This window comes from Nocardioides daphniae (assembly GCF_004777465.1).
Classification (GTDB): domain Bacteria; phylum Actinomycetota; class Actinomycetes; order Propionibacteriales; family Nocardioidaceae; genus Nocardioides; species Nocardioides daphniae.
The window spans coordinates 1,932,934-1,953,607 of record NZ_CP038462.1 but is presented as its reverse complement, the minus strand read 5'-3'; the positions used below and the strand labels follow the sequence as shown (position 1 = coordinate 1,953,607).

General features: G+C 72.1%; 17 protein-coding genes, 4 pseudogenes and 3 riboswitches. Of the genes and pseudogenes, 9 read left to right on the top strand and 12 right to left on the bottom strand.

The features are described 5' to 3' along the window. The first annotated feature begins 25 nt into the window (after nucleotides 1-25). Nucleotides 26-177, top strand: a riboswitch (cobalamin riboswitch). A 36-nt stretch (nucleotides 178-213) separates the two neighbouring features. The 5 genes and pseudogenes from E2C04_RS09620 (at nucleotide 214) to E2C04_RS09600 (ending at nucleotide 7,147) form a co-directional block, all read left to right on the top strand. Then, a complete protein-coding gene (locus tag E2C04_RS09620) occupies nucleotides 214-2,340 on the top strand; it encodes a VWA domain-containing protein (protein ID WP_229721599.1) in 2,127 nt (708 codons plus the stop codon). After that, on the top strand, nucleotides 2,340-3,140 hold the full coding sequence (cobA, locus tag E2C04_RS09615; protein WP_135832417.1) for a uroporphyrinogen-III C-methyltransferase: 801 nt from the start codon (nucleotides 2,340-2,342) through the stop codon (nucleotides 3,138-3,140). The genes E2C04_RS09620 and cobA overlap by 1 nt, the downstream gene beginning before the upstream one ends. Further along, nucleotides 3,140-3,754 (top strand): cob(I)yrinic acid a,c-diamide adenosyltransferase, encoded by a 615-nt coding sequence (cobO, locus tag E2C04_RS09610; protein ID WP_135832416.1) that lies wholly within the window; start codon nucleotides 3,140-3,142, stop codon nucleotides 3,752-3,754. Before cobA ends, cobO begins: the two co-directional genes overlap by 1 nt. Further along, nucleotides 3,748-6,200 (top strand): annotated as a pseudogene (locus E2C04_RS09605) (cobyrinate a,c-diamide synthase). Before cobO ends, E2C04_RS09605 begins: the two are co-directional and overlap by 7 nt. Beyond that, on the top strand, nucleotides 6,197-7,147 hold the full coding sequence (locus tag E2C04_RS09600; protein WP_135832415.1) for a cobalamin biosynthesis protein: 951 nt from the start codon (nucleotides 6,197-6,199) through the stop codon (nucleotides 7,145-7,147). The pseudogene E2C04_RS09605 and the gene E2C04_RS09600 overlap by 4 nt, the downstream one beginning before the upstream one ends. Here E2C04_RS09600 and E2C04_RS09595 read toward each other — a convergent pair. From E2C04_RS09595 to E2C04_RS09575, 5 genes are all read right to left on the bottom strand, one after another. After that, a complete protein-coding gene (locus E2C04_RS09595) occupies nucleotides 7,135-7,437 on the bottom strand; it encodes a hypothetical protein (RefSeq protein WP_135832414.1) in 303 nt (100 codons plus the stop codon). The genes E2C04_RS09600 and E2C04_RS09595 overlap by 13 nt on opposite strands. A gap of 159 nt (nucleotides 7,438-7,596) precedes the next feature. Beyond that, nucleotides 7,597-8,286 carry a (2Fe-2S) ferredoxin domain-containing protein gene (locus E2C04_RS09590; protein ID WP_135832413.1) on the bottom strand — a complete coding sequence of 230 codons (690 nt, stop codon included), beginning with the start codon at nucleotides 8,284-8,286 and terminating at the stop codon, nucleotides 7,597-7,599. Further along, nucleotides 8,283-9,101 (bottom strand): ABC transporter ATP-binding protein, encoded by an 819-nt coding sequence (locus E2C04_RS09585; protein WP_135832412.1) that lies wholly within the window; start codon nucleotides 9,099-9,101, stop codon nucleotides 8,283-8,285. Before E2C04_RS09585 ends, E2C04_RS09590 begins: the two co-directional genes overlap by 4 nt. Next, nucleotides 9,098-10,138 carry a FecCD family ABC transporter permease gene (locus tag E2C04_RS09580; RefSeq protein WP_135832411.1) on the bottom strand — a complete coding sequence of 347 codons (1,041 nt, stop codon included), beginning with the start codon at nucleotides 10,136-10,138 and terminating at the stop codon, nucleotides 9,098-9,100. Before E2C04_RS09580 ends, E2C04_RS09585 begins: the two co-directional genes overlap by 4 nt. Next, complete coding sequence (locus E2C04_RS09575; protein WP_135832410.1) at nucleotides 10,135-11,130, bottom strand: ABC transporter substrate-binding protein; 996 nt, start codon at nucleotides 11,128-11,130, stop codon at nucleotides 10,135-10,137. Before E2C04_RS09575 ends, E2C04_RS09580 begins: the two co-directional genes overlap by 4 nt. A gap of 24 nt (nucleotides 11,131-11,154) precedes the next feature. Beyond that, nucleotides 11,155-11,342: riboswitch (cobalamin riboswitch) on the bottom strand. A gap of 184 nt (nucleotides 11,343-11,526) precedes the next feature. Here E2C04_RS09575 and E2C04_RS09570 point away from each other — a divergent pair. Both E2C04_RS09570 and E2C04_RS09565 read left to right on the top strand, forming a co-directional pair. After that, complete coding sequence (locus E2C04_RS09570; RefSeq protein WP_135832409.1) at nucleotides 11,527-11,895, top strand: CbtB domain-containing protein; 369 nt, start codon at nucleotides 11,527-11,529, stop codon at nucleotides 11,893-11,895. 64 nt (nucleotides 11,896-11,959) lie between these two features. After that, the gene (locus E2C04_RS09565) at nucleotides 11,960-12,679 is read left to right on the top strand and encodes a CbtA family protein (RefSeq protein ID WP_238694225.1); all 720 of its coding nucleotides are present in this window, start codon (nucleotides 11,960-11,962) and stop codon (nucleotides 12,677-12,679) included. A gap of 1 nt (nucleotide 12,680) precedes the next feature. On the opposite strand, the pseudogene E2C04_RS09560 reads toward E2C04_RS09565, so the two are convergent. From E2C04_RS09560 to E2C04_RS20885, 7 genes and pseudogenes are all read right to left on the bottom strand, one after another. Further along, nucleotides 12,681-13,405: pseudogene (locus E2C04_RS09560) on the bottom strand (cobalt-precorrin-6A reductase). Further along, nucleotides 13,402-14,901 carry a cobyric acid synthase gene (locus tag E2C04_RS09555; protein ID WP_135832408.1) on the bottom strand — a complete coding sequence of 500 codons (1,500 nt, stop codon included), beginning with the start codon at nucleotides 14,899-14,901 and terminating at the stop codon, nucleotides 13,402-13,404. Before E2C04_RS09555 ends, E2C04_RS09560 begins: the two are co-directional and overlap by 4 nt. Beyond that, nucleotides 14,898-15,254, bottom strand: a complete 357-nt coding sequence (locus E2C04_RS20905) for an SAM-dependent methyltransferase (protein ID WP_275106485.1) — start codon at nucleotides 15,252-15,254, stop codon at nucleotides 14,898-14,900. Before E2C04_RS20905 ends, E2C04_RS09555 begins: the two co-directional genes overlap by 4 nt. Continuing rightward, nucleotides 15,170-15,649 carry an SAM-dependent methyltransferase gene (locus E2C04_RS20900; RefSeq protein WP_275106484.1) on the bottom strand — a complete coding sequence of 160 codons (480 nt, stop codon included), beginning with the start codon at nucleotides 15,647-15,649 and terminating at the stop codon, nucleotides 15,170-15,172. Before E2C04_RS20900 ends, E2C04_RS20905 begins: the two co-directional genes overlap by 85 nt. Beyond that, the gene (locus E2C04_RS20895) at nucleotides 15,646-16,785 is read right to left on the bottom strand and encodes a cobaltochelatase subunit CobN (RefSeq protein ID WP_275106584.1); all 1,140 of its coding nucleotides are present in this window, start codon (nucleotides 16,783-16,785) and stop codon (nucleotides 15,646-15,648) included. The genes E2C04_RS20900 and E2C04_RS20895 overlap by 4 nt, the downstream gene beginning before the upstream one ends. 104 nt (nucleotides 16,786-16,889) lie before the next feature. Continuing rightward, nucleotides 16,890-17,087 (bottom strand): annotated as a pseudogene (locus E2C04_RS20890) (cobaltochelatase subunit CobN); the annotation flags it as partial. Between the two features lie 134 nt (nucleotides 17,088-17,221). Continuing rightward, nucleotides 17,222-18,988: pseudogene (locus E2C04_RS20885) on the bottom strand (cobaltochelatase subunit CobN); the annotation flags it as partial. 301 nt (nucleotides 18,989-19,289) lie between these two features. Then, a riboswitch (cobalamin riboswitch) is annotated at nucleotides 19,290-19,400 on the bottom strand. A 56-nt stretch (nucleotides 19,401-19,456) separates the two neighbouring features. Here E2C04_RS20885 and E2C04_RS09540 point away from each other — a divergent pair. Both E2C04_RS09540 and E2C04_RS09535 read left to right on the top strand, forming a co-directional pair. After that, nucleotides 19,457-20,068, top strand: a complete 612-nt coding sequence (locus tag E2C04_RS09540; RefSeq protein ID WP_158630650.1) for a histidine phosphatase family protein — start codon at nucleotides 19,457-19,459, stop codon at nucleotides 20,066-20,068. 360 nt (nucleotides 20,069-20,428) lie between these two features. Further along, on the top strand, nucleotides 20,429-20,641 hold the full coding sequence (locus tag E2C04_RS09535) for a hypothetical protein (RefSeq protein ID WP_135832406.1): 213 nt from the start codon (nucleotides 20,429-20,431) through the stop codon (nucleotides 20,639-20,641). Nucleotides 20,642-20,674: the final 33 nt, after the last annotated feature.

The window sequence follows — 20,674 nt, the reverse complement described above, 5'->3', positions numbered from 1 at the left end:
ACGGGAGGCTATCGTCAGCACCACACGTGAGGTGCCCCTGCGCCCCAGCCATCGGAAACGGTGGGGACGGACAACGGGGAGAATCTGGGAAGCCGGTGAGAATCCGGCACAGGCCCGCTGCGGTGAGCCGAGCACTCCGTCAGGAGTGACTCGACAAGTCCGAAGACCGGCCTCGCGGACAGCCATCCATGGCCTACGAGCGGGAGCCTCAACGTGCCACTGAAGTACCCATTTTCTGCCGTCGTCGGCTGCGCGTACGACCCGACGACCGCCTCCGGTCTCGACGACATGGGCCTCGCCCTCGTCCTCACCTCCATCAGCCCCGACATCGGCGGTGTCCTGGTGCGGGGCGAGAAGGGGACGGCCAAGTCGACCACCGTCCGCGGTCTCGCGGACGTGCTGCCCTGGATCGACGTGCACGAGCACGACCGGTTCTCGGCCGACCCGCACGACCCCGCGGCCACGTCACCCGACGCCGCGTACGGCACGAGCGGCGTGGTCAGCCGCCCGGTCCGCCTCGTCGAGCTGCCCGTCGGCGCCACCGAGGACCGGGTGCTCGGCTCCCTCAACCTCGAGAAGGCGCTCACCGCCGGAGCCGTCGAGTTCGAGCCCGGCCTGCTGGCGCGCGCCCACCGCGGAGTCCTGTACGTCGACGAGGTGAACCTGCTGCACGACCACCTGGTCGACCTGCTGCTCGACGCCGCCGCCACGGGCCAGGTCACCGTCGAGCGCGACGGCGTCTCGCTCGGCCACGGCGCGCGCTTCGTGCTGATCGGCACCATGAACCCCGAGGAGGGCGAGCTGCGCCCCCAGCTGCTCGACCGCTTCGGGCTCACCGTCGAGGTGGCCGCGCCCCGGGACCCCGCGCTGCGGGTCGAGGTCGTACGCCGTCGCCTCGCCTTCGACCACGACCCCGCCGGCTTCGTCGCCGCGTACGCCGCCAGCCAGGAAGCGCTGACCCAACGCATCGCCGACGCCCGCACCCGACTTGCCGAGGTCGCACTGGGAGAGGCGGCGATGCTCAAGATCGCCGAGATCTGCGCGGCATTCGAGGTCGACGGCCTCCGCGCCGACATCGTGACCGCGCGTACGGCCGTGGCCCACGCCGCGTGGGCCGGCCGCCGGTTCGTCACCCGGGGCGACATCCGGGCAGCGGCCCTGCTTGCCCTCCCGCACCGCCGCCGGCGCAACCCGTTCGACGCACCCGGGCTCGACGAGGACCTGCTCGACCGACTCCTGGGGGACGACGAGCTCCCCGAGCCGCCGGATCCGGAGGGCCACACCGACGGGGACGAATCCCAGAACGAGCCCCAGGGCGAGCAGTCGCCCTCCGCGACCGATACCGCCGGCGAGGCCGAGGGCGAATCGCAGCGCACGGAGCGCGACCCTGCCACGGCGGACGCGCATGACACCGACGGTGGCGAGAGCACCGACCCAGCGGCCAGCGACGCGGAGTCTGGTGAGACACCCACGGCACCGCGGCCGCCCGCACCGCCGCAACCCGCGGGTGACCGCACGACCACGGTGAAGGCCGAGGCCGCCTTCCGTCCCCGCCTCTTCACCGTCGACGGGATCGGAGAGGGCACGCCGGGACGGCGCAGCCGCGCGCTGGGCGCCAGCGGCCGTCGCGTCGGCGCCGTGCCGGGGCGTGGGGGATCCGGGTCGTTGCACCTCGTGGAGACCCTGCGTGCTGCCGCCGAGCGGCACGCAGGCGGTCGGCCGGCCGTGGACCGTGGCCGCTTCGCCTTCCAGGTCAGCGACCTGCGCACGGCCGTGCGTGAGGGGCGCGAGGCCAACCTGCTGCTGTTCTGCGTGGACGCCTCCGGGTCGATGGCGGCTCGTCGCCGGATGACCCAGGTGAAGACCGCGATCCTCTCGCTGCTCACCGACGCGTACCGCCGACGCGACAAGGTGGCGATGATCAGCTTCCGCGGAACTGATGCGGACCTGTCGCTGCCGCCGACCGGCTCGGTGGAGGTGGCCGCCGCGCTGCTCGACGACCTGCCTGCGGGAGGTCGTACGCCGTTGGCCGAGGGGTTGCTCACCTCCGCCGCGTTGCTGCGACGCGAGCGCCTCCGCGACGCTCGGTTGCGCCCGTTGCTGGTGATGGTGACCGACGGTCGCGCCACGGCCGGGGTGGATGCGGTCGAGCGCTCGCGGATGGCTGCCGAGCACCTCGCGGCCCTGCGGGTGCCCAGCGTCGTCGTCGACTGCGAGGACGGCCCGCTGCGCCTGGGCCTGGCACGCACCCTTGCCGCCCACCTGCGTGCAGAGCACCTGCCCATGGCGCAGGTCAGCGCCACCGGGCTGGTCGACGTCGTGAACGGGCGGGTGGCCTGATGGGCTCCCTGGCGCCCCTGCTGCCGGGCACTGTCGCCCTCGTCGGAGGCGGCCCGGGAGACCCCGGTTTGATGACGGTGGCCGGTAGAGCTGCCGTGGAGCAGGCCGACGTCCTCCTGGTCGACCACCTCGCCCCCGCGGAGGCGCTCGCCTGGGCCAGCCCGGACGCACTTGTCGTCGACGTCGCGAAGCTTCCCCGCGGGGCCTTCACCCCCCAGGAACGGATCAACGAGCTCCTGGTCGAGCACGCGCGGGCCGGGCGTCGCGTCGTACGTCTCAAGGGAGGCGACGGCTTCGTCTTCGGACGCGGAATGGAGGAGCTCCTGGCCTGCACCGAGGCGGACGTGCCGGTGCGCGTCGTACCGGGCGTCACTTCCTCGGTGGCGGTTCCCGCGCTCGGGGGCATCCCGGTGACGCACCGCGGGCTCGTCCAGGGCTTCAGCGTGATCTCGGGCCACGTGCCACCCGGCCACCCTGCGTCCACGCTCGACTACGCGGCGCTCGCCAGGTCCGGGACGACGCTGGTGGTGCTCATGGGCGTCGCCACGCTGCCCGACATCACCGCCACGCTCGTCGAGAATGGGCTGGACCCCACGACCCCGGCAGCGGTGATCGCCCGCGGGGGCCACCCCGACCAGCGGGTGGTGCACGCACCGGTCATCGAGATCGCCGCCCGCGCCGCGCACCTCGCTCCACCCGCCATCACCGTCATCGGCGAGGTGGCGTCGTTCGCCGCCCTGTCGGCCGTGTCCGCTGCGACCGCAGACGTCGTCTCCCACACTCTCGAAGAGGTCATCTGATGCCCCAGGGTCAGCCGCTCACCGTCCCCGACGACGGTCTCACCACTCGTCAGCGCCGCAACCGCCCGCTGCTGATGGTCCACACCGGCGACGGCAAGGGAAAGTCCACCGCCGCCTTCGGGCTCTCCATCAGGGCGTGGAACCAGGGCTGGAACATCGGTGTCTTCCAGTTCGTGAAGTCCGCCAAGTGGCGCATCGGCGAGCAGACCGTCCTCGAACGTCTCGGCCGCCTCCACGAGGAGACCGGCGAGGGTGGCCCGGTGGAGTGGCACAAGATGGGCGCCGGCTGGTCGTGGACCAAGAAGCAGGGCGACGCCGAGGACCACGCGCGGGCCGCCGCCGAAGGCTGGCAGGAGATCAAGCGCCGCCTCGCCGCCGAGACCCACGACCTGTATGTCCTCGACGAGTTCACCTACCCGATCGCGTGGGGCTGGGTCGACCCCGAGGACGTCGTCACCACCCTGCGCGACCGCCCCGGCAAGCAGCACGTCGTCATCACCGGCCGCCGCGCCGCCCCGGAGCTGATCGAGGTGGCCGACCTCGTCACCGAGATGGGCAAGGTCAAGCACCCCATGGACGCCGGCCAGAAGGGCCAGCGAGGCATCGAGTGGTGACCCCCGCGCCGGCCACCACGGTCCTGCCCCGGGTCGTCCTCGCGGCGCCCTCGACCGGGCAGGGGAAGACCACCGTCTCCACCGGGCTCATGGCTGCGCTGCGCGCGCGGGGGCTGGAGGTGTCGGGCCACAAGGTCGGACCCGACTACATCGACCCCGGCTACCACGCCCTGGCCACCGGCCGCCCGGGCCGCAACCTCGACCCCCACCTGGTGGGGGAGGAGCGGATCGCGCCGCTGCTGCTGCACGGCGCCCGGGGTGCCGATGTCGCGGTGATCGAAGGCGTCATGGGTCTCCATGACGGACGCATCGGCACCGACGGGTTCGCCTCCACCGCGCACGTCGCCACCCTCACTCGTACGCCGGTCGTGCTGGTCGTGGACATCGCCCGGATGTCGCGCTCCGTCGGCGCCGTGGTGGCAGGGATGGCTGCGTACGACCCCGAGGTGGACGTCGTCGGTGTGATCCTCAACCGGGCCGGTTCGGCCCGCAACGTGGCCGAGGTCGAGCGGAGCCTGCGCCTCCCGGTGCTCGGCGTCGTTCCCCGCGACGACGCCATCTCCTCGCCCTCGCGGCACCTCGGACTGGTGCCGGCGGGGGAGCGACATGAGTCGGCCGACGTCGTGGCGCGGCTCGGTGAGCAGGTCGCCCGACACGTCGACCTCGATGCGGTGCTCGAGGTCGCCCGGCAGGCCCCCGACCTCACGGGCGAGGCCTGGGACCCGCACCGCCAGGTACGTCCGGTGCAGGGCCCGGCGCCCGTGGTCGCCGTCGCCGGAGGGCGCGCCTTCACCTTCGCGTACGCCGAGACCGAGGAACTGCTGCGCGCCGCGGGCTGCCGTGTCGTTGCGTTCGACCCGCTGCGTGACCGAACCCTGCCCGAGGGAACCCAGGCGCTCCTGCTGGGCGGTGGGTTCCCTGAGGTGCACGTCCAGCAGCTGGCCCGCAACCGGGCCCTGCTCGAGCAGGTGCGCGACGTCGTCCGCGCCGGACTCCCCACCGTGGCCGAGTGCGCTGGCCTGCTCTACCTCCTCGACGAGCTGGACGGCTCCGCGATGGCCGGGGTCATCGGCACCGGCGCAGCCATGACGAAGCGCCTGACCCTCCGCTACCCCGCGGCGGTCGCGGCTGGTGACAACCTGCTCACCCGAGCCGGGGAGCGGGTCCACGGCCACGAGTTCCACCGCACGGCGCTGACCGCACCCGCACGCGGATGGCCGCCGGCCTGGGAGGTCGACGGCGAGCTGATCGGCGTCGCCACCCCCACCCTGCACGCCTCGTACCTGCACACCCACTGGGCCGGGCACCCTGTGATGGCCCAGCGTCTGGCCGAGGCGGCGGCGCGGGCGACCCCGGTCGCGGCTCCGGCGCCGCACCGGACGGTGGTCGCCCTGCCGGTGCCGGATGCTGCCGTCACCGACCCCCTCCTGCACCACGGGGACGTCGAGACCGGACGCGGCCTGGCCGACTTCGCCGTGAACGTCCACCCCGAGCCGCGGCCGGCGTGGCTGGAGACAGCACTGCGCGAGGGCGTGGAGCACTCAACCACCTACCCCGACGTGGCCCCCGCACGCGAGGCGATAGCCGACCTGCACCACCGGCGCCCCGACGAGGTGCTCGTGACGGCGGGAGCAGCGGAGGCGTTCGAGCTCATCGCACGGTGGAAGCCGTGGCGCCACGTGGTGGTGGTGCACCCGCAGTTCACCGAGCCGCACGCGGCGCTCGAGCGAGCCGGCCGCCAAGTCACCGTCGTGCACTGCCGCGCCGAGGACGGCTACCGCCTCGACGCCTCGGCGGTGCCCGAGGACGCCGACCTGGTCATGCTGGGCAACCCGACGAACCCGACGGGTGTCCTCCACCCCGCCGAGGAGATCCTCAAGCTTCGCCGGCCCAAACGCGTCGTGGTCGTCGACGAAGCTTTCATGGACGCCGTCGTCGGCCAGGAGCAGTCGCTCGCCGGCGACCGCCGCCGCGGTCTCCTGGTGGTGCGCAGCCTCACCAAGCACTGGTCGATCCCGGGATCCGGGCCGGCTACGTGCTCGGCAACGACCGCGCCGTGGCAGGGCTGGCGGCCAAGCAGGTGCCGTGGTCGGTGTCGGCCCCGGCCATCGCCGCCGCACGCGCCTGCACCTCGAGCGAAGCGGCCCAGGAGGGGGCGCTCCGTGCCGGGCGCATCAACTCGTGGCGTACGGAGCTGGTCGCCGCCCTGCAGCAGCGGGGGGTCGAGGTCGTCGCGTCGCAGACCTCCTTCGTGCTGGCCAGGCTCGGCGTTGGTACGCGGGAGGCGCTGCGCGTCCGCGGCGTCGCCGTGCGCCGCGCAGACACGTTCCCGGGGCTGGACGGCGAGTGGGCCAGGATCGCGGTCCGCCCGCCGGAGACGACGGCCGACCTGCTGCGCGCGCTCGACGACGTGCGTGCGGACGCCGCGGCCGCGCTCGGCGCATGAGCGGATCGTCAGCGCTGGCCTTCTCCCGGGCAGCGGGACTCCTCCTCGGGTTCGCGGCCGACCGGTTCCTCGGCGACCCGCGCCGGGGCCACCCGGTCGCCACCTTCGGCACGGTTGCCGGCGGTCTCGAACGACGCCTGCACGCCGACTCGCGCCCACGGGGCGTTGCGTACACGACAGTGCTCGTGGGGGGATGCGCCGCGCTGGGGATCGGTCTCGAACGGTGCGCCCGACGTCGGCCCGTCCTGCACGCGGCGGTCACGGCCGTGGCCACCTGGACGGTGTTGGGTGGCCGCAGCCTCGAACGGGAGGCGCTGGCGGTCCACGACTTCCTCGCCCGTGACGACCTGGACGGCGCGCGGCACCGCCTGACCTACCTCGTGGGGCGCGACACGAGCGCCCTCTCGCCCGAGGAGATCGCCCGGGCAGTGGTCGAGTCGGTCGCCGAGAACACCTCCGACGCGGTGACCGCACCGCTGGTGTGGGGGGCCGTCGCAGGCGTCCCCGGGCTCCTGGCGCACCGGGCGTCCAACACGCTGGACGCGATGGTGGGGTACCGCAACGCCCGGTTCAACCGGTTCGGCTGGGCATCCGCGAGGCTGGACGACGTCCTCAACCTGCCAGGTTCGCGCTTGGCCGGTCTCGCGGTGCTGGTCGCCGAACCGTCACGTTCCGGTCGCGCCTGGGCCGTGTGGAGACGCGACGCGGCCGGGCATCCCAGCCCCAACGGCGGCGTGGTCGAGTCGGCATTCGCCGGTGCCCTCGGGATCACGCTGGGAGGCACCAACCGGTACGGAGATCGCGTGGAGCACCGGCCGACGATGGGGGACGGACCTGTTCCCACCGCCGTTGACGTTCCCCGCTCCACCGCTTTGGCGCGACGGGTGGGGGTGGTGGCCGCCTTCGGAGCCGCTCTCGTTGCACTGCTGCGGCGTCAGAAGCCTTGACGCAGGTTGGTCCAGAACCCCGCACCCAGCGCCGGCGTCATCACCAGCGGCAGCGCCACCACGACCACGGTGAAGACGACGAGTCCCCACCCCGGCCTGCCCTTCCACACGTGCAGCAGACCGCCCCCGAGCACGGCGGCCGGGACGACGAAGACCAGGGCGTCACGCATCTGCAGCGCCGTCCACGCCACGGCCGCGGCGTACAGCAGCACACCTGCCAGCCGTACGCCGACCGCACGAGCAACCCTGGAGGTGCTCGAACGCGGTTGGTGCTTCGCGACGTCGGCCATCGACAGGTGGCAGGACAGGCACCCGGACGATCCGGCGCGGACGTCGCCACGGCAGAGGGGCAGGTCAAGAGAGCCGGCACGTCTCCTCCTCGTCGTCGGCCGCCGAAAGCCTAGGTCGGCGGCGCGGTCCTGGCAGGAGAACCGACGAACGTCGCACGCTCAGTCGCGGCGCGTCCGCGGCAGCCGTACCCGTTCCACCGGGGAACCGGCCACCAGGTGGCCGGTGACGATCTCGCCGGCGGCCGCCTTGTCGACCTGGCCGTACCAGACGTCGTCGGGCTGGACGGTGACCACGGGCGCCTGGTTGCACGGGAACTGGCAGCCCGTCTGCGTCACCAGGACGTCGTCGTCGCCGAGGCCCGCGCCCATCAGACCGAGCACGAGTCCCTTCCAGGCCCCCTCGGCACCCGCAGCAGTGCACCGGGGGCCACGGCAGACGAAGACCTGGTGACGGTGGCCGGGGACGTCCTCCCACGCCGCCGAGGTGAGCCCGGGGCCGCCGTGCGTGATGGGGCGGGCCAGGTCCACCAGCGCGTTCCACTCGGACCGGTCCGTCAGGTAGGCCGGTGCCGTGCAGAGCTCGGGAGCGTCCTCGCCGTACGAGCGCCACCACTCGGAGGCGATGCGACGCAACCAGGAGACGCCTGGGCCGCCCTGACCTCCCGAGACCCCGACGAGCACCAGGCGCCGTTCACCCCCTCGCGCGAGCGAGTCGAGGACGTCACCCAACGAGGGCACAGCCATCTGCAGGAAGGCGAGCTTTGCGCCGACTTCGTCCGCCAGTGTGGCGAGCTCGGAGCGGCGTGCGGCGTCGGCGGGGGAGGTGCCGACGAGGACGTGGACGGTCATGCGGTCTCCTCGACGTGGCCGTCCCAGACCAGGTGGTCCCGGTCCAGGCGGGGGTGGGGGTCGAGGGAGGCCTCGACCCGGTAGACCTCCCGCAGCAGCGGGGCGGTAAGTGTCGCGCCCACGGGTCCATGACCCCGGACGCGGCCCGCGTCGAGGACGACCACGTCGTCGCAGAACGCGGTGGCGAGCTCGAGGTCGTGCAGGGCGGCAACGGTGGTGAGGCCGAGCTCCCGAGCCAACGCCAGGAAGCGCAGCTGCTGCCCGAGGTCCAGGTGGTTGGTCGGCTCGTCCAACAGCAGCACCTCGGGCTGCTGGGCCAGGGTGCGTGCCAGGTGGGCGCGCTGTCGCTCACCGCCGGACAACGTGGTCCAACCACGATCTGCAAGGTCGGTGAGCCCGACGAGGTCCAGGACGTCGTCCACCACTGCGGCCCCCGCGTCGCTGCCCGGACCTGCGAGCATCCTCCGGTGGGGGAGCCGGCCCAGTGCGACCACCTGCCGCACGGTGAGGTCGGTGGTCGTGGCGGCGTGCTGCTCGACGAGGGCGATGGTCCGGGCGCGGCGGCGGTGCGAGAGCGAACGTACGGCGACGTCTCCGACCAGGACGGTACCCCGGTTGGGCTTGCGTATGCCGGCCAGCACGTGCAGCAGGGTCGTCTTCCCGGACCCGTTGGGGCCCAGCAGGCCGGTCACCCTCCCACCCCGTGCGTGCACGTGGACGTCGTCGAGGAGCGCGCGGTCGCCCAGCCGGACGGTGACTCCGTCGGCCACCAGGTCAGGGGTGGCGCCGTGCACGCAGCGTTCGCGGTGGGTCATGTCCGTGGCCTCCTTGCCATCAGCCAGATCAGGACGGGTACGCCCAACAAGGCGGTGAGGGCGCCGATCGGCACCTCCTGGCGCTCCACCAGTGACCGTGCGGCGGTGTCGGCCCAGACCAGCAGGACCGCCCCGCCCCACGCCGAGGCGGGCAGGACGGCCGCGTGGCGGTGCCCCACCACGGGGCGGACCAGGTGGGGGACCACCAGGCCGACGAAGCCGATCACCCCGACGTAGGCAACGGTGGTCGCGGTCACCAACGCCGTGCCCACCATGAGCAGCCAGCGTGTCGAGGTGACCGGCACCCCCAGTGAGAGCGCCGACACCTCACCGAAGGTGAAGGCGTCCAGGCGCTCGGCGTAGGCGCAGAACCAGACGAGTCCCAGAGCCGCCGCGCCCAGCAGCACCAGCGAGCTCTCCCACCGCACGCCGGCAAGCGAACCGAGCGTCCAGCTCAGCACCCGGCGGGCTGCGTCGCCCTCGCCGTGCATGATCACCACGACGGAGGTGTAGGCGCTGCACAGGTACGCCACCGCGACCCCGGCGAGCACAGTGCGGTGCGGGCTCAGTCCGCGGCCGCCCGCGGCCGCAATCAGCAGGACGACGGCGAGCGCGGCCAGCGAGCCCGTGAAGGCCGCGGCCGACACAGCTGTGCTGGCCACCAGCCCTCCGACACCGATGCCGAGCACCATGACGGTCACAGCACCGACGGTCGCCCCGCTGGAGACGCCGAGGAGAAAGGGGTCGGCGAGGTCGTTGCGGGTCAGCGCCTGCAGGACGGCCCCGCACAGGGCGAGGACGGCACCGACGGCGACGGCCCCCAGCACCCGGGGAAGCCGCAGCTGCCAGACGAGCTGGTCCTCCAAGACGGTCACGTCGCCTCCCCCGCCGAGGCGTCGTACGAGCACGGCCAGCACCCGGCTCAGCGGGACGTCCACTGAGCCGAGGGCCAGGGCGACGGCCGCGCTGGCCACGAGGGCCAGCACGGCGAACGCGACGACGAGGAGGGTCCGGCCCGCCGGGCGGGCCGGGTTCATTTCTCGAGCCGGAGGGCGGCCAACTGCTCGGCGACGGAGACCGCGCCGTCCACCATCCGCACTCCGGGCGTGGCCTCGGAGTAGGCCACGGTCACGAACGCGCCCTCCTGCACCGCGGTGAGCTCGCTCAACACCGGGTCCTTCTCCAGGTATGCACGCTTCTCCGCCGCCGAGGACCAGCTGGCGTCGGCCAGGACGATGACGTCGGGGTCGACCTCGAGGACGTCCTCCCAGCTGGCCTCACCCCAGCCGCGCTGGATGTCGGCGAACATGTTCCGCGCGCCGACCGCGTCAAGGATCAGCTGTGGTCCGCTCTGGCCGCCGCCGACCAGCGGGGTCTTGTCGCCTGAGTCGTACCAGAGGGCGGTGAGGCCCTTGCCGACCGCTGCCTCCTCGACGGCGTCGAGGGTCTCCTGCTGGTCGGCCACTACCTTCCGCGAGCTGGCCGGATCGCCGAGCAAGGCGGCGACGTCGTCCAGCTCCTGCCAGACGGCGTCGAACGTCGGGGTCGGACGCTGGTCCTCCTCGGGACACCCGAAGGGGGACAGGTAGGACGCCGTGCCCGAGTCGGCCAGGGCGGTCCGGTCACCGGCCACGCCCTCGTCGAACGCAGAGGCGTACGAGGCGTAGACGAGATCAGGCTCTGCCTCGAGGACAGCCTCGTGGGTGGGGTACTCGTCGGCGAGCACCGGCACCTGCTCGTACTCCTCGGACCAGCGGTCCGAGACGGTGTCGTCAAGGTAGGCGGTGCCGGCGAGGCGGTCGCCCAGCCCGAGCGCGAGGACCACCTCGGTGGCGCCCTGGTTGAGGGTGACGACCCGCTTGGGGGCGGAGGGCACGACGACGTCGTGGTCGCAGTTGGTGAGCTCGACGGGAACGCTCCCGTCGGCCCCGGCGGCTTCTGACTTCCTCTCCGGCGCACCGGCGCAGCCGGCGAGGAGCAGGGCGGCCCCGGCGAGGGACGCCACGGGCATGAGGGTACGGTTGATCATGGATCTGTTCTCCAAGGACCTCGTGGATGTGAACGCGCCGTGGCCGGTCTCCTGGCTCGCGCATCGACACCCTGCGACCGACCTTCCCAGGCATGTGCCCAGTGGTCCCGACACCGGAGTGTCGGTGAGGTCGCGGAGCTCCGCGCTCACAGTGGCGAGGGCCGCGCCGGTCTTCCACCGGCTTCCCGTGCACCACGGCACGCGCACCGTACCAGCCGGTGGTGCACGGCCGTACAGCCGTCGGCGCAGGGCGTACGATGAGTCTTGCGAATGCCATGGAAGCCGGTGTGAATCCGGCACAGTCGCGCTGCTGTGTCACCGTCCTCGGGCGGTGGAGTCAGACCCAGGCACTCGTCCATCCCACACCACCAGGGCGCAGAACCCTGAGGAGGACTCATGTCGCACACCCATGCCGCGCCGTTCCCCGGCGCTCCGGCCATTCCCACCGTCGAGATTCCGACCGTCGACCTGCGCGAGCTCGCGCCGTGGGCGTTCTTTGTCGGACTGCTGGGCCTGCTGGTCATCTTCTTCGTCAGCGCCGACCAGGGCGCTGTCTCCATCCCCGCCGGCACCGTGATCCACGAGTGGGTCCACGACGGTCGTCACCTGCTCGGCTACCCTGCCACTGAGCCCGCCGGCTCAGCAGCTCACCTGAGCAGCGCCGCCCTCGGGCGGCCCTTCCACCGATCCCTCGACGGGTGCTCGGTCACGCCGCGCTGCCTGCGCGGTGATCTCGACGACCACAGAAACTGGATCCACAAGTGAACGCACGTACTTTCCTGGTCCGCGGCCTCCTGGCCGGGCTCATCGCGGACTCCTGACCTTCGCGGTGGCCTTCACCGTCGGCGAACCGCCGATCGACACCGCGATCGGCCTCGAGGAGGCCGCCGCGGCGGAGGCTCCCGCCGAACCCGCCGCCGAGGACCACAGCCACGCTGAGGCCGAGGAGGGCCACAGCCACACCCACGCTGACGATGAGGAGGAGGGCGGAATCACCCGCACCACACAAAAGACCTGGGGCCTGGCCACCGCAACCGTGGCAGTGGGCGTCGCGCTGGGCGGCATCATCGCGCTGATCGCCGCAGCGGTCGCCGGCCGCCTCGGTCGGCTGACGGTGGTCGGGTCGACGGCCCTGGTCACGGCACTGGGCTTCGTGTCCTACGCCCTGATCCCCTTCCTGAAGTACCCAGCCGCCCCTCCGGCGGTGGGCAGCGGGGACACCATCGGTGAGCGAACCGCCTACTACTTCGCCTTCGCCCTCGTGTCGGTCGTGGCCATGGTCGCGGTCGTCGCCCTCGGACGCCGTCTCGCAGCCTCGCGCGGCTCCTGGACGGGCGTCGTCGTCGCGGGAGTGTCGTACGTCGTGGTGGTGGCCGTCGCCGCCCTTGCCATGCCCGGCGTCAACGAGCTGGGCGACTTCCCGGCCGACGTGCTGTGGGAGTTCCGGGTCTCCTCGCTCCTCACCCTCGCCACCCTCTGGGGGTCGTTGGGCGTCGCCCTCACCTGGTTGCTCGGGCGCATCAGCACCACCCAGGAGCGCACCGCCTGACTCAGCGGTGCGACAGCACCCACTCCAGCGCCGGGCCCACCGCGTGCACGACGTGTGTGCGGGGGTCCGGCTCTGGTCGTTCCACGACCACGACCGGGACGTCCAGCCGTGCCGCCGCCTGCATCTTGGGCCAGGTGTAGGTGCCCCCTGAGTCCTTCGTCACGAGTACGTCGGTCCCGTGGTCGCGCATCAGAGCGAGATCCCCCTTCAGCGTGTACGGGCCGCGGCTGGTGACCAGCTGCCAGCCAGCCGGGAGCTCGATCTCCGGGACGTCGACGACCCGCGCCAGCACGGTCAGGTGGCCGAGCGCCGGGACGAAGCGCGCCAGCTCCTGACGGCCCACGGTGAGGAACGGGCGCTCACCCAGCTCGGCAGCCACGGCCGCGGCGCCGTCGTGGGTACGGACGTAGCGCCACGCCGGGTCGCGCTCCCAGCCGGGCCGTTCGAAGCGCAGCAGCGGCACCTGCTCGGCCGTGCAGGCCTCGGCCGCGTTGGCGCTCATGCCCCGGGCGAAGGGATGGGTGGCGTCCACGACGAGGTCGTACTCGACGAGCGCGGCACGGAGCCCGGCGACCCCGCCGAAGCCCCGATGCGGACCGGCCCGACGGGAAGGCGGGGACGGGCCACGCGGCCGGCCAGGGACGAGGTGACGTCGACTCGGGCCTCCACCAGGAGCCGCGCCAGGTCGCGCGCCTCGGCGGTCCCTCCGAGCAGCAGTACCTTCATCGGTCACCTTCCGGTGCGGTGAGCAGGGGAACGCTGAGCAGCGGCAGCGACGACGGTGCGCCATGGCGCGCGAGCGACAGCAGCGCGTCGACGTCCAGGTGTTCCTCGACGAGGTCGGCCAGGAGCTCCATCCGGCGCTCCCGGGCCGCCGGGAAGCTGACGCTGGAGGAGGACAGACCCGTGGCCTCGGAGAGGAAGGCGGCTCGGAACGCGTCGCCCTCGAGGCTCCCGTGCCACATCGTTCCGAACACCTGGCCGGAACGAGCGCCGCCGAGGAACTCCTCCGCGTCGGCGTCGAGTGTGATCCGACCGTGGTGGATCTCGTACCCGGTGCTGGTCGCCCCCAGGGCTTCTCCGCTGGGCAGTCGTAGGACCTTCTTCGACGCGAAGGTGGTGGTGACCGGCAGAAGGCCCAGCCCGTCGGCCCGGGCGCCCGGCGCACCCTCGACACCGTCGGGGTCGCGGATCTCGCGGCCCAGCATCTGGAACCCGCCGCAGATACCCAGCAGCGGCCGGCCCGCGGCCACGTGCTGCGTGATCGCGACGTCCAGCCCGCGTGAGCGGAGCCAGGCCAGGTCGGCGAGCGTGGCGCGGGTCCCCGGAAGCACGACGAGGTCGGCGTCGGCCAGGTCGCGAGGGTCGGAGGAGAAGACGACGTCGAGGTCCGGCTCGAGCCCGAGAGCGTCGACGTCGGTGAAGTTGCTGATGCGGGGGAGCCGTACGACCGCGACCCGCACCCGGGCACCGTCCTGGCTGCGACGACCTTCGAGGTCGAGCGCGTCCTCGGAGTCCAACCACAGGTCGGGGTGCCACGGCAGGACGCCGGTCACGGGTCGTCCAGTGAGGTGCTCGAGCTGCTCGAGTCCAGGGCGGAGCAGCCCCAGGTCGCCGCGGAACTTGTTGACCACGAACCCGGCGACCAGCGCCTGGTCGGCCGGCTCCAGCAGCGCCAGGGTGCCGAACATCGAGGCGAACAGGCCCCCGCGGTCGATGTCGCCAACCACAACCACGGGCAGCTCGGCGTGGCGGGCCAGCCCCATGTTGACGTAGTCGCTGCTGCGCAGGTTGATCTCGGCGGGGCTACCGGCGCCCTCGGCGACGACCACCTCGAAGCGCGAGGCCAGGTCGTCGTACGCGGCGTGGGCGGCCGCGGCGAGGTGGCGACGGCCGGTGGCGAAATCGGTCGCCGAGACCTCCCCGGCCGGGTGACCCATCACCACGACGTGGCTGCGCCGGTCCGATCCGGGCTTGAGCAGCACCGGATTCATGGCTGGTTCCGGCGTCACCTGCGCGGCCAGCGCCTGCACCCACTGGGCGCGACCGATCTCGGCGGTGCGTCCGTCACCGTCGATGCAGACCATGGAGTTGTTCGACATGTTCTGCGCCTTGTACGGAGCCACCGCGACCCCCCGGCGGGCGAAGGCGCGGCAGAGCCCGGTGGTGACCACCGACTTGCCGGCGTCCGAGGTCGTACCCGCCACTAGCAGCCCACTCATGCATCGTCCTCGGGAGCCCTGAGCAGGTAGACGTCCATCACCCAGCCGGCGACCGCCCGGGCCCGGGCTCGTGCCTCGCGGATGCGCGGCAGCACCTCGCGAACCGGCCCGGCGTGGAGCTGCTCCCCGACGGAACCGAGGTTGGCGCCCCACCAGATCGACCACGACGGCAGCTGATCTAGCAGGTCGAGGCTCGGCTCCGAGCCGAGCATCACCACGATGTTGCGCTGCCCGGCATCGACTGCGGCTCGCAGCCGGCGAGCGGTGGTCACGTGGACGGGAACACCGACCGGGTGCAGCACGATCCGGTGCCGGGCTGCCAGCAGCTGCGGGGCGCTGATGCCAGGGACCACGTCCCAGCCGAGACCGGCAAGACGCGGATCGGCGGCCATGCCCCGACCACCCGCAGCGTCGAGTCGTACAGGGACGGGTCTCCCCAGACCAGGAAGGCCGCCCGGCCACCCCGCTCGGCAACAACGTCGGCGAAGACCTGCACCCGCTGGGCGTGCCAGTCGCGCACTGCGCCCGGGTAGTCGCTCGGGTCGTCCCGGTCGCGCTCGGGGTCGCGGACCTCGACCAGCTCGAGGCCGATCTCCGCGCAGATCGCGCGGCGGACCCGCAACAGGTCGTCATCGTCGTGCTTGCGCACAGCCAGCACGTAGTCACTGTCCTGCAGGGCACGTACCGCCTCGCGGGTCAGGTGCTGCGGTCCGGTGCCGAAGCCGACGACGTGGACGTGGGGTCTCACGCGTCGTCCTCCAGGTCTCCTTCGACCTCGAGGTAGACCTTCTGCAGTTGCGCCAAGGTCTCCGGCTCGGGCTCCGCCCAGAGACCACGCTCGGCCGCCTCGTGCAAGCGCTCAACGATGCCGCGCAGAGCCCACGGGTTCGACGTGCGCAGGAAAGCCTGGTTGGTCTCGTCCAGGACGTACGAGCTGGCGAGCGACTCGTACATCCAGTCGTGCACCACGCCTGCCGTGGCGTCGAAGCCGAAGAGGTAGTCGACGGTGGCTGCGAGCTCGAACGCTCCCTTGTAGCCGTGTCGCTGCATTGCGGCGATCCAGCGCGGGTTGACCACCCGGGCCCGGAAGACCCGGTTGGTCTCCTCCTGCAGGGAGCGGGTACGGACCGCGTCGGGCGACGTGGAGTCGCCGACGTACGCCTTGGGGTCGGCTCCGGTCAGCGCGCGGACGGTCGCCACCATGCCGCCGTGGTACTGGAAGTAGTCGTCGGAGTCGGCGATGTCGTGCTCGGTGCTGTCGACGTTCTTGGCGGCCACCTTGATCCTGCGGTACGCGGTCCGCATGTCGTCGGCTGCCGGAGCGCCGTCGAGACCGCGGCCGTACGCGAAACCACCCCACGCCGTGTACACCTCGGCCAGGTCGTTGTCGTCGCGCCAGGTGCCCGACTCGACGACCTGCAGGATGCCGGCGCCGTACGACCCGGGCTTGGACCCGAAGATGCGGGTGGTGGCGCGGCGGGCGTCGCCGTGCTCGGCGAGGTCGGCCCGGGCGTGGGCGCGGACGAAGTTCTGCTCGACCGGTTCGTCGAGGTCGGCGACCAGGCGGACCGCGTCGTCCAGCATGGCGACCACGTGCGGGAACGCGTCGCGGAAGAACCCGGAGATCCGCACCGTGACGTCGATCCGCGGGCGACCGAGCTCGGCCAGGTCGATCACCTGGAGGTCGTTCACACGACGCGACATCTCGTCCCACGAGGGTCGTACGCCGAGCAACGCCAGCACCTCGGCGACGTCGTCCCCGGAGGTCCGCATCGCGCTGGTGCCCCAGACCGACAGGCCCACCGAGCTCGGGTACTCGCCGGTCTCGTCGAGGTAACGCCGCACGAGGGACTCCGCCATCGCCTGACCGGTCTCCCAGGCCAGACGCGAGGGGATCGCTCTGGGGTCGACGGTGTAGAAGTTGCGTCGGTCGGGAGCACGTTCACCAGTCCTCGCAGCGGAGAGCCTGATGGCCCGGCCGGGACGTAGCCACCGTCGAGCGCGTGCAGCAGCACGTCCATCTCGTCGGTGGTGCTGGCCAGACGCGGGACGACCTCGGTGGCGGCGAAGGCGAGTGCGGCTCGCACCTGGGGATCCTCGTGGAGGTCGGTGACCACGGCGGGGTCCCACCCCGCGTCGGCCAGTGCCTGGACCAGTCGGCGCGCTTCGGCCTCGAAGGCGTCCACCTCGGTGGTGGACGCGCCCTCGGACAGCCCCAGGGCTGAGCGGAGCCCGGGGACCGCGCTGCCGACACCGCCCACACCTGGGTGGCGCGCAGCACGGCGAGGACGAGGTTGACCATCGCCTCGCCGGTGGGGGCCTGCCCCAGGACGTGCAGCCCGTCGCGGATCTGGACGTCCTTGATCTCGCAGAGCCAACCGTCCACGTGGAGCAGGAAGTCGTCGAACTCCTCGTCGTCGGGGCGCTCCTCCAGCCCCAGGTCGCGATGCATCTCGGCCGCCTTCATCAGCTGCCAGATCTCGCCCCGGATCGCCGGCAGCTTGGCCGGGTCCATCGCGGCGATGTTCCCGTACTCGTCGAGCAGCTGCTCCAGGCGCGCGATGTCGCCGTAGGTCTCTGCCCGGGCCATCGGTGGAATGAGGTGGTCGACGATGGTGGCGTGCGCCCGCCGCTTGGCCTGGGCGCCTTCGCCCGGGTCGTTGACGAGGAACGGGTAGAACAGCGGCAGGTTGCCCAGGACCGCGTCGGTCCCGCACTCAGCCGAGAGAGCCGCGTTCTTTCCGGGCAGCCACTCCAGCGAACCGTGCTTGCCGACGTGCACCACGGCGTGGGCGCCAAACCCGCCGTTGGCCGGCAGCTCCTCCAGCCAGCGGTATGCCGCCATGTAGTGGTGGGTCGGGGCCAGGTCGGGGTCGTGGTAGATCGCGACGGGGTTCTCACCGAAGCCGCGCGGCGGCTGGATCATGATGACCACGTTGCCGGCGACCCACGTCGCGAGCACGATCTCCTCCGCGTCGTTGACGAAGAGCGAACCCGGTGCCTCGCCCCACGCCTCGGTCATCGCGTCCTGCAGCGGAGCGGGAAGGTGGGAGGTCCAGCGGCGGTACTGCTCGCTCGGGATGCGGACGTGGGCATCGGTGAGCTGGCCCGAGGTCAGCCACTCCTCGTCCTGGCCTCCGGCGGCGATCATCGCGTGGATGAGGGCGTCACCCGCCTGGGTGTCGTCCTCCAGGTCCAGGCCCGGGATGTCGCCGGGGGCGCCGAGGTCGTACCCGGCGTCGCGCAGCCGCCGCAGCAGCCGCACGGTGGAGACGGGGGTGTCGAGGCCGACGGCGTTGCCGATCCTTGCGTGCTTCGTGGGGTACGCCGACAGCACGAGTGCGACCTTCTTCTCGGCGTTCGGCACGTGGCGCAGTCGCGCGTGGTTCACCGCGATGGCGGCCACCCGGCGGCACCGTTCGTGGTCGGCGACGTAGCGCGGCAGCCCGTCCTCGTCGATCTCCTTGAACGAGAACGGGGCGGTGATGATCCGGCCGTCGAACTCCGGGATCGCGATCTGGTTTGCGGAGTCAAGCGGGGTCACGCCGTCGTCGTTCGCCTCCCACTCCTCACGGCTGCTGGTCAGGCAGAGGCCCTGCAGCACCGGGATGTCGAGGGCGGCGATCCGCTCCACGTCCCAGCTCTCGTCGTCACCGCCGGCGCTCACCGAGGCAGGGACGCTGCCGCCCGCGGCCAGGACGGTGACCACCAGGGCGTCGAGCCCCCCGAGGGCCGCGAAGAGCTCGTCGGGCGCGCTGCGCAGCGATCCGGCAAAGATCGGCACGCCCACGGCAAGACCGGTCGCGTCGACCGCGTCGGCCAAGGCGTGCGCGAAGGCGGTGTTCCCGCTGGTCTCGTGCGCCCGGTAGTAGAGGACGCCGACCTGGGGGAGCGTGTTGTCGAGTGTCTTCTCACGAGCTGCGAATCCCCATGACGGCACCTCGACCGGCGGGTCGAAGCCCTCACCGGTGAGCAGCACCGTGTCGGAGAGGAAGGCGTGCAGCTGCGCCAGGTTCACCGGGCCACCCTCGGCCAGGTAGCGATGGGCCTCGGCCGCCACGCCGATCGGCACGGTGCTGAGCTCCATCAGCTCGGCGCTCGGCTGCTGCTCGCCACCCAGGATGACCAGAGGCGTGCCGGCACGGCGCAGGTCGACGAGTCCTTGCCACAAGTCATGGGGCGAGCCGAGCTGACGGACGACGACCAGGTCGGCGCCCTCCACGACGGCATCGAGCTCACCGCCCGTGCTCCGGGCCGGGTTGGCCACGGCGTAGCTGGCACCGCTCGCGCGAGCCGAGAGCAGGTCCGTGTCGGACGTCGAGAGCAGGCTGATGTGTGCGGACGCGGTCATGTGCCGGGTTCCTCCTCCGGGGTTCTCGCCCCGTGTAGCGGTCGGATCACCCACGGCCAGTGTCTGGCTGTCCTCCAATGGAGGATCACAGTGGCGGAACCGCCCCGGAATCTCACCGGGTTCCTGCACCGTGGGTTGTCCGAGCGTACGGGAACGAGCGGCTCGGCCGGGACCCGGTCCGCGGTCGGGCCGTGGACGTGCCAGGTGGAGCGCCGGGCACAATGGTCGACCGTGCCTGCTCCCGTCCTCCTCGTACGCCATGGCGAGTCGGAGTGGAACGTTGCTCGGAGGACACAAGGGCAGACGCGCCACCCCCGTCTCACCGCCGCCGGCCGTGAGCAGGCAGCAGCTGCCGCTGATCGGGTGGGACAGGTACTCGGTCACCGCGTGCTCACATCCGTGCGGATCACGAGCAGCGACCTGACCCGGGCGCTGGAGACGGCTGAGGTCGTCGGACGGCGGTTGGGGGTTCCCGTGCTCGAGGACCCGCGTCTGCGCGAGATGGCGCTGGGTTCCCTGGAAGGTCTCAGCTACGAGGAGACCTGGCGCGCGGCCGAGGAACACGACTGGTCAGATCTCCATCTGCCTGTCGGCGGGGGTGAGAGTCCCGCGCAGGTCCGCAGCCGGATGGCCGCCGTGCTCTCGGAGGCACGGGCGGACGCCGCACGGGGTATCCCCGTCGTGCTCGTCACCCACGGTGACGCCATCCGTCATGCAGCCGACGTGCTTCGGGACCCGCAGAAGACGGGGGACTGGTTGGAGGTCCCCAACGGGGCCGTCTTCCTGGTCGAGCATGGCGTGACGCGGGTGGAGTAGCTGCCTCTTGCGGGACTCTGCCCCCACACGGGGAGGAACCGAGGACGTCCTCGGGACAGCCGCACCCGCGGCGCCGGTCGTCGCCCAGCTGCTGTGCCTGGCTCTGGCCTCCAGCCTCGCGCTTCGGCCCTCCGCCGGGCCAGTTCGGCCGGCCGGTCCGAGGCAGCCTGTTGGTAGCGCATCGCCGCGTGGCTCGTCGAGTGCCCTCCCAGAGCCATGAGTTGCACATGACGACGGACGACAGGATCGTGCACCTGGAGGAGCAGCTCACGAAGCTGCAAGAGGCTCAGGCCGCGCTGCGGGAGGAGTTGGTGCAGGCGCGACTCGACCAGTGGAAGGGTCGGATCGAGGACCTTGGAGGTGCAGGTGCACCTGGCGACGATGGGGGGCAACGAGCGTCTCGACGGGCTCACCGATCAGCTTCGCCAGAACTGGGAACGTGCCAGGGCGCAGATGGATGCTGCTGCCTCGACCGCGTCGAGCGTGGCGGGGACGGTGCTGGCCGGGCACGAGGGTGCCTACCGCGACGTGCGTCGGGCGTTGCTCGACACGCGGACCAAGATGTCGTGCTAGCCCACCTGCTTGGAGGTCCGAGGTCATCCCCGG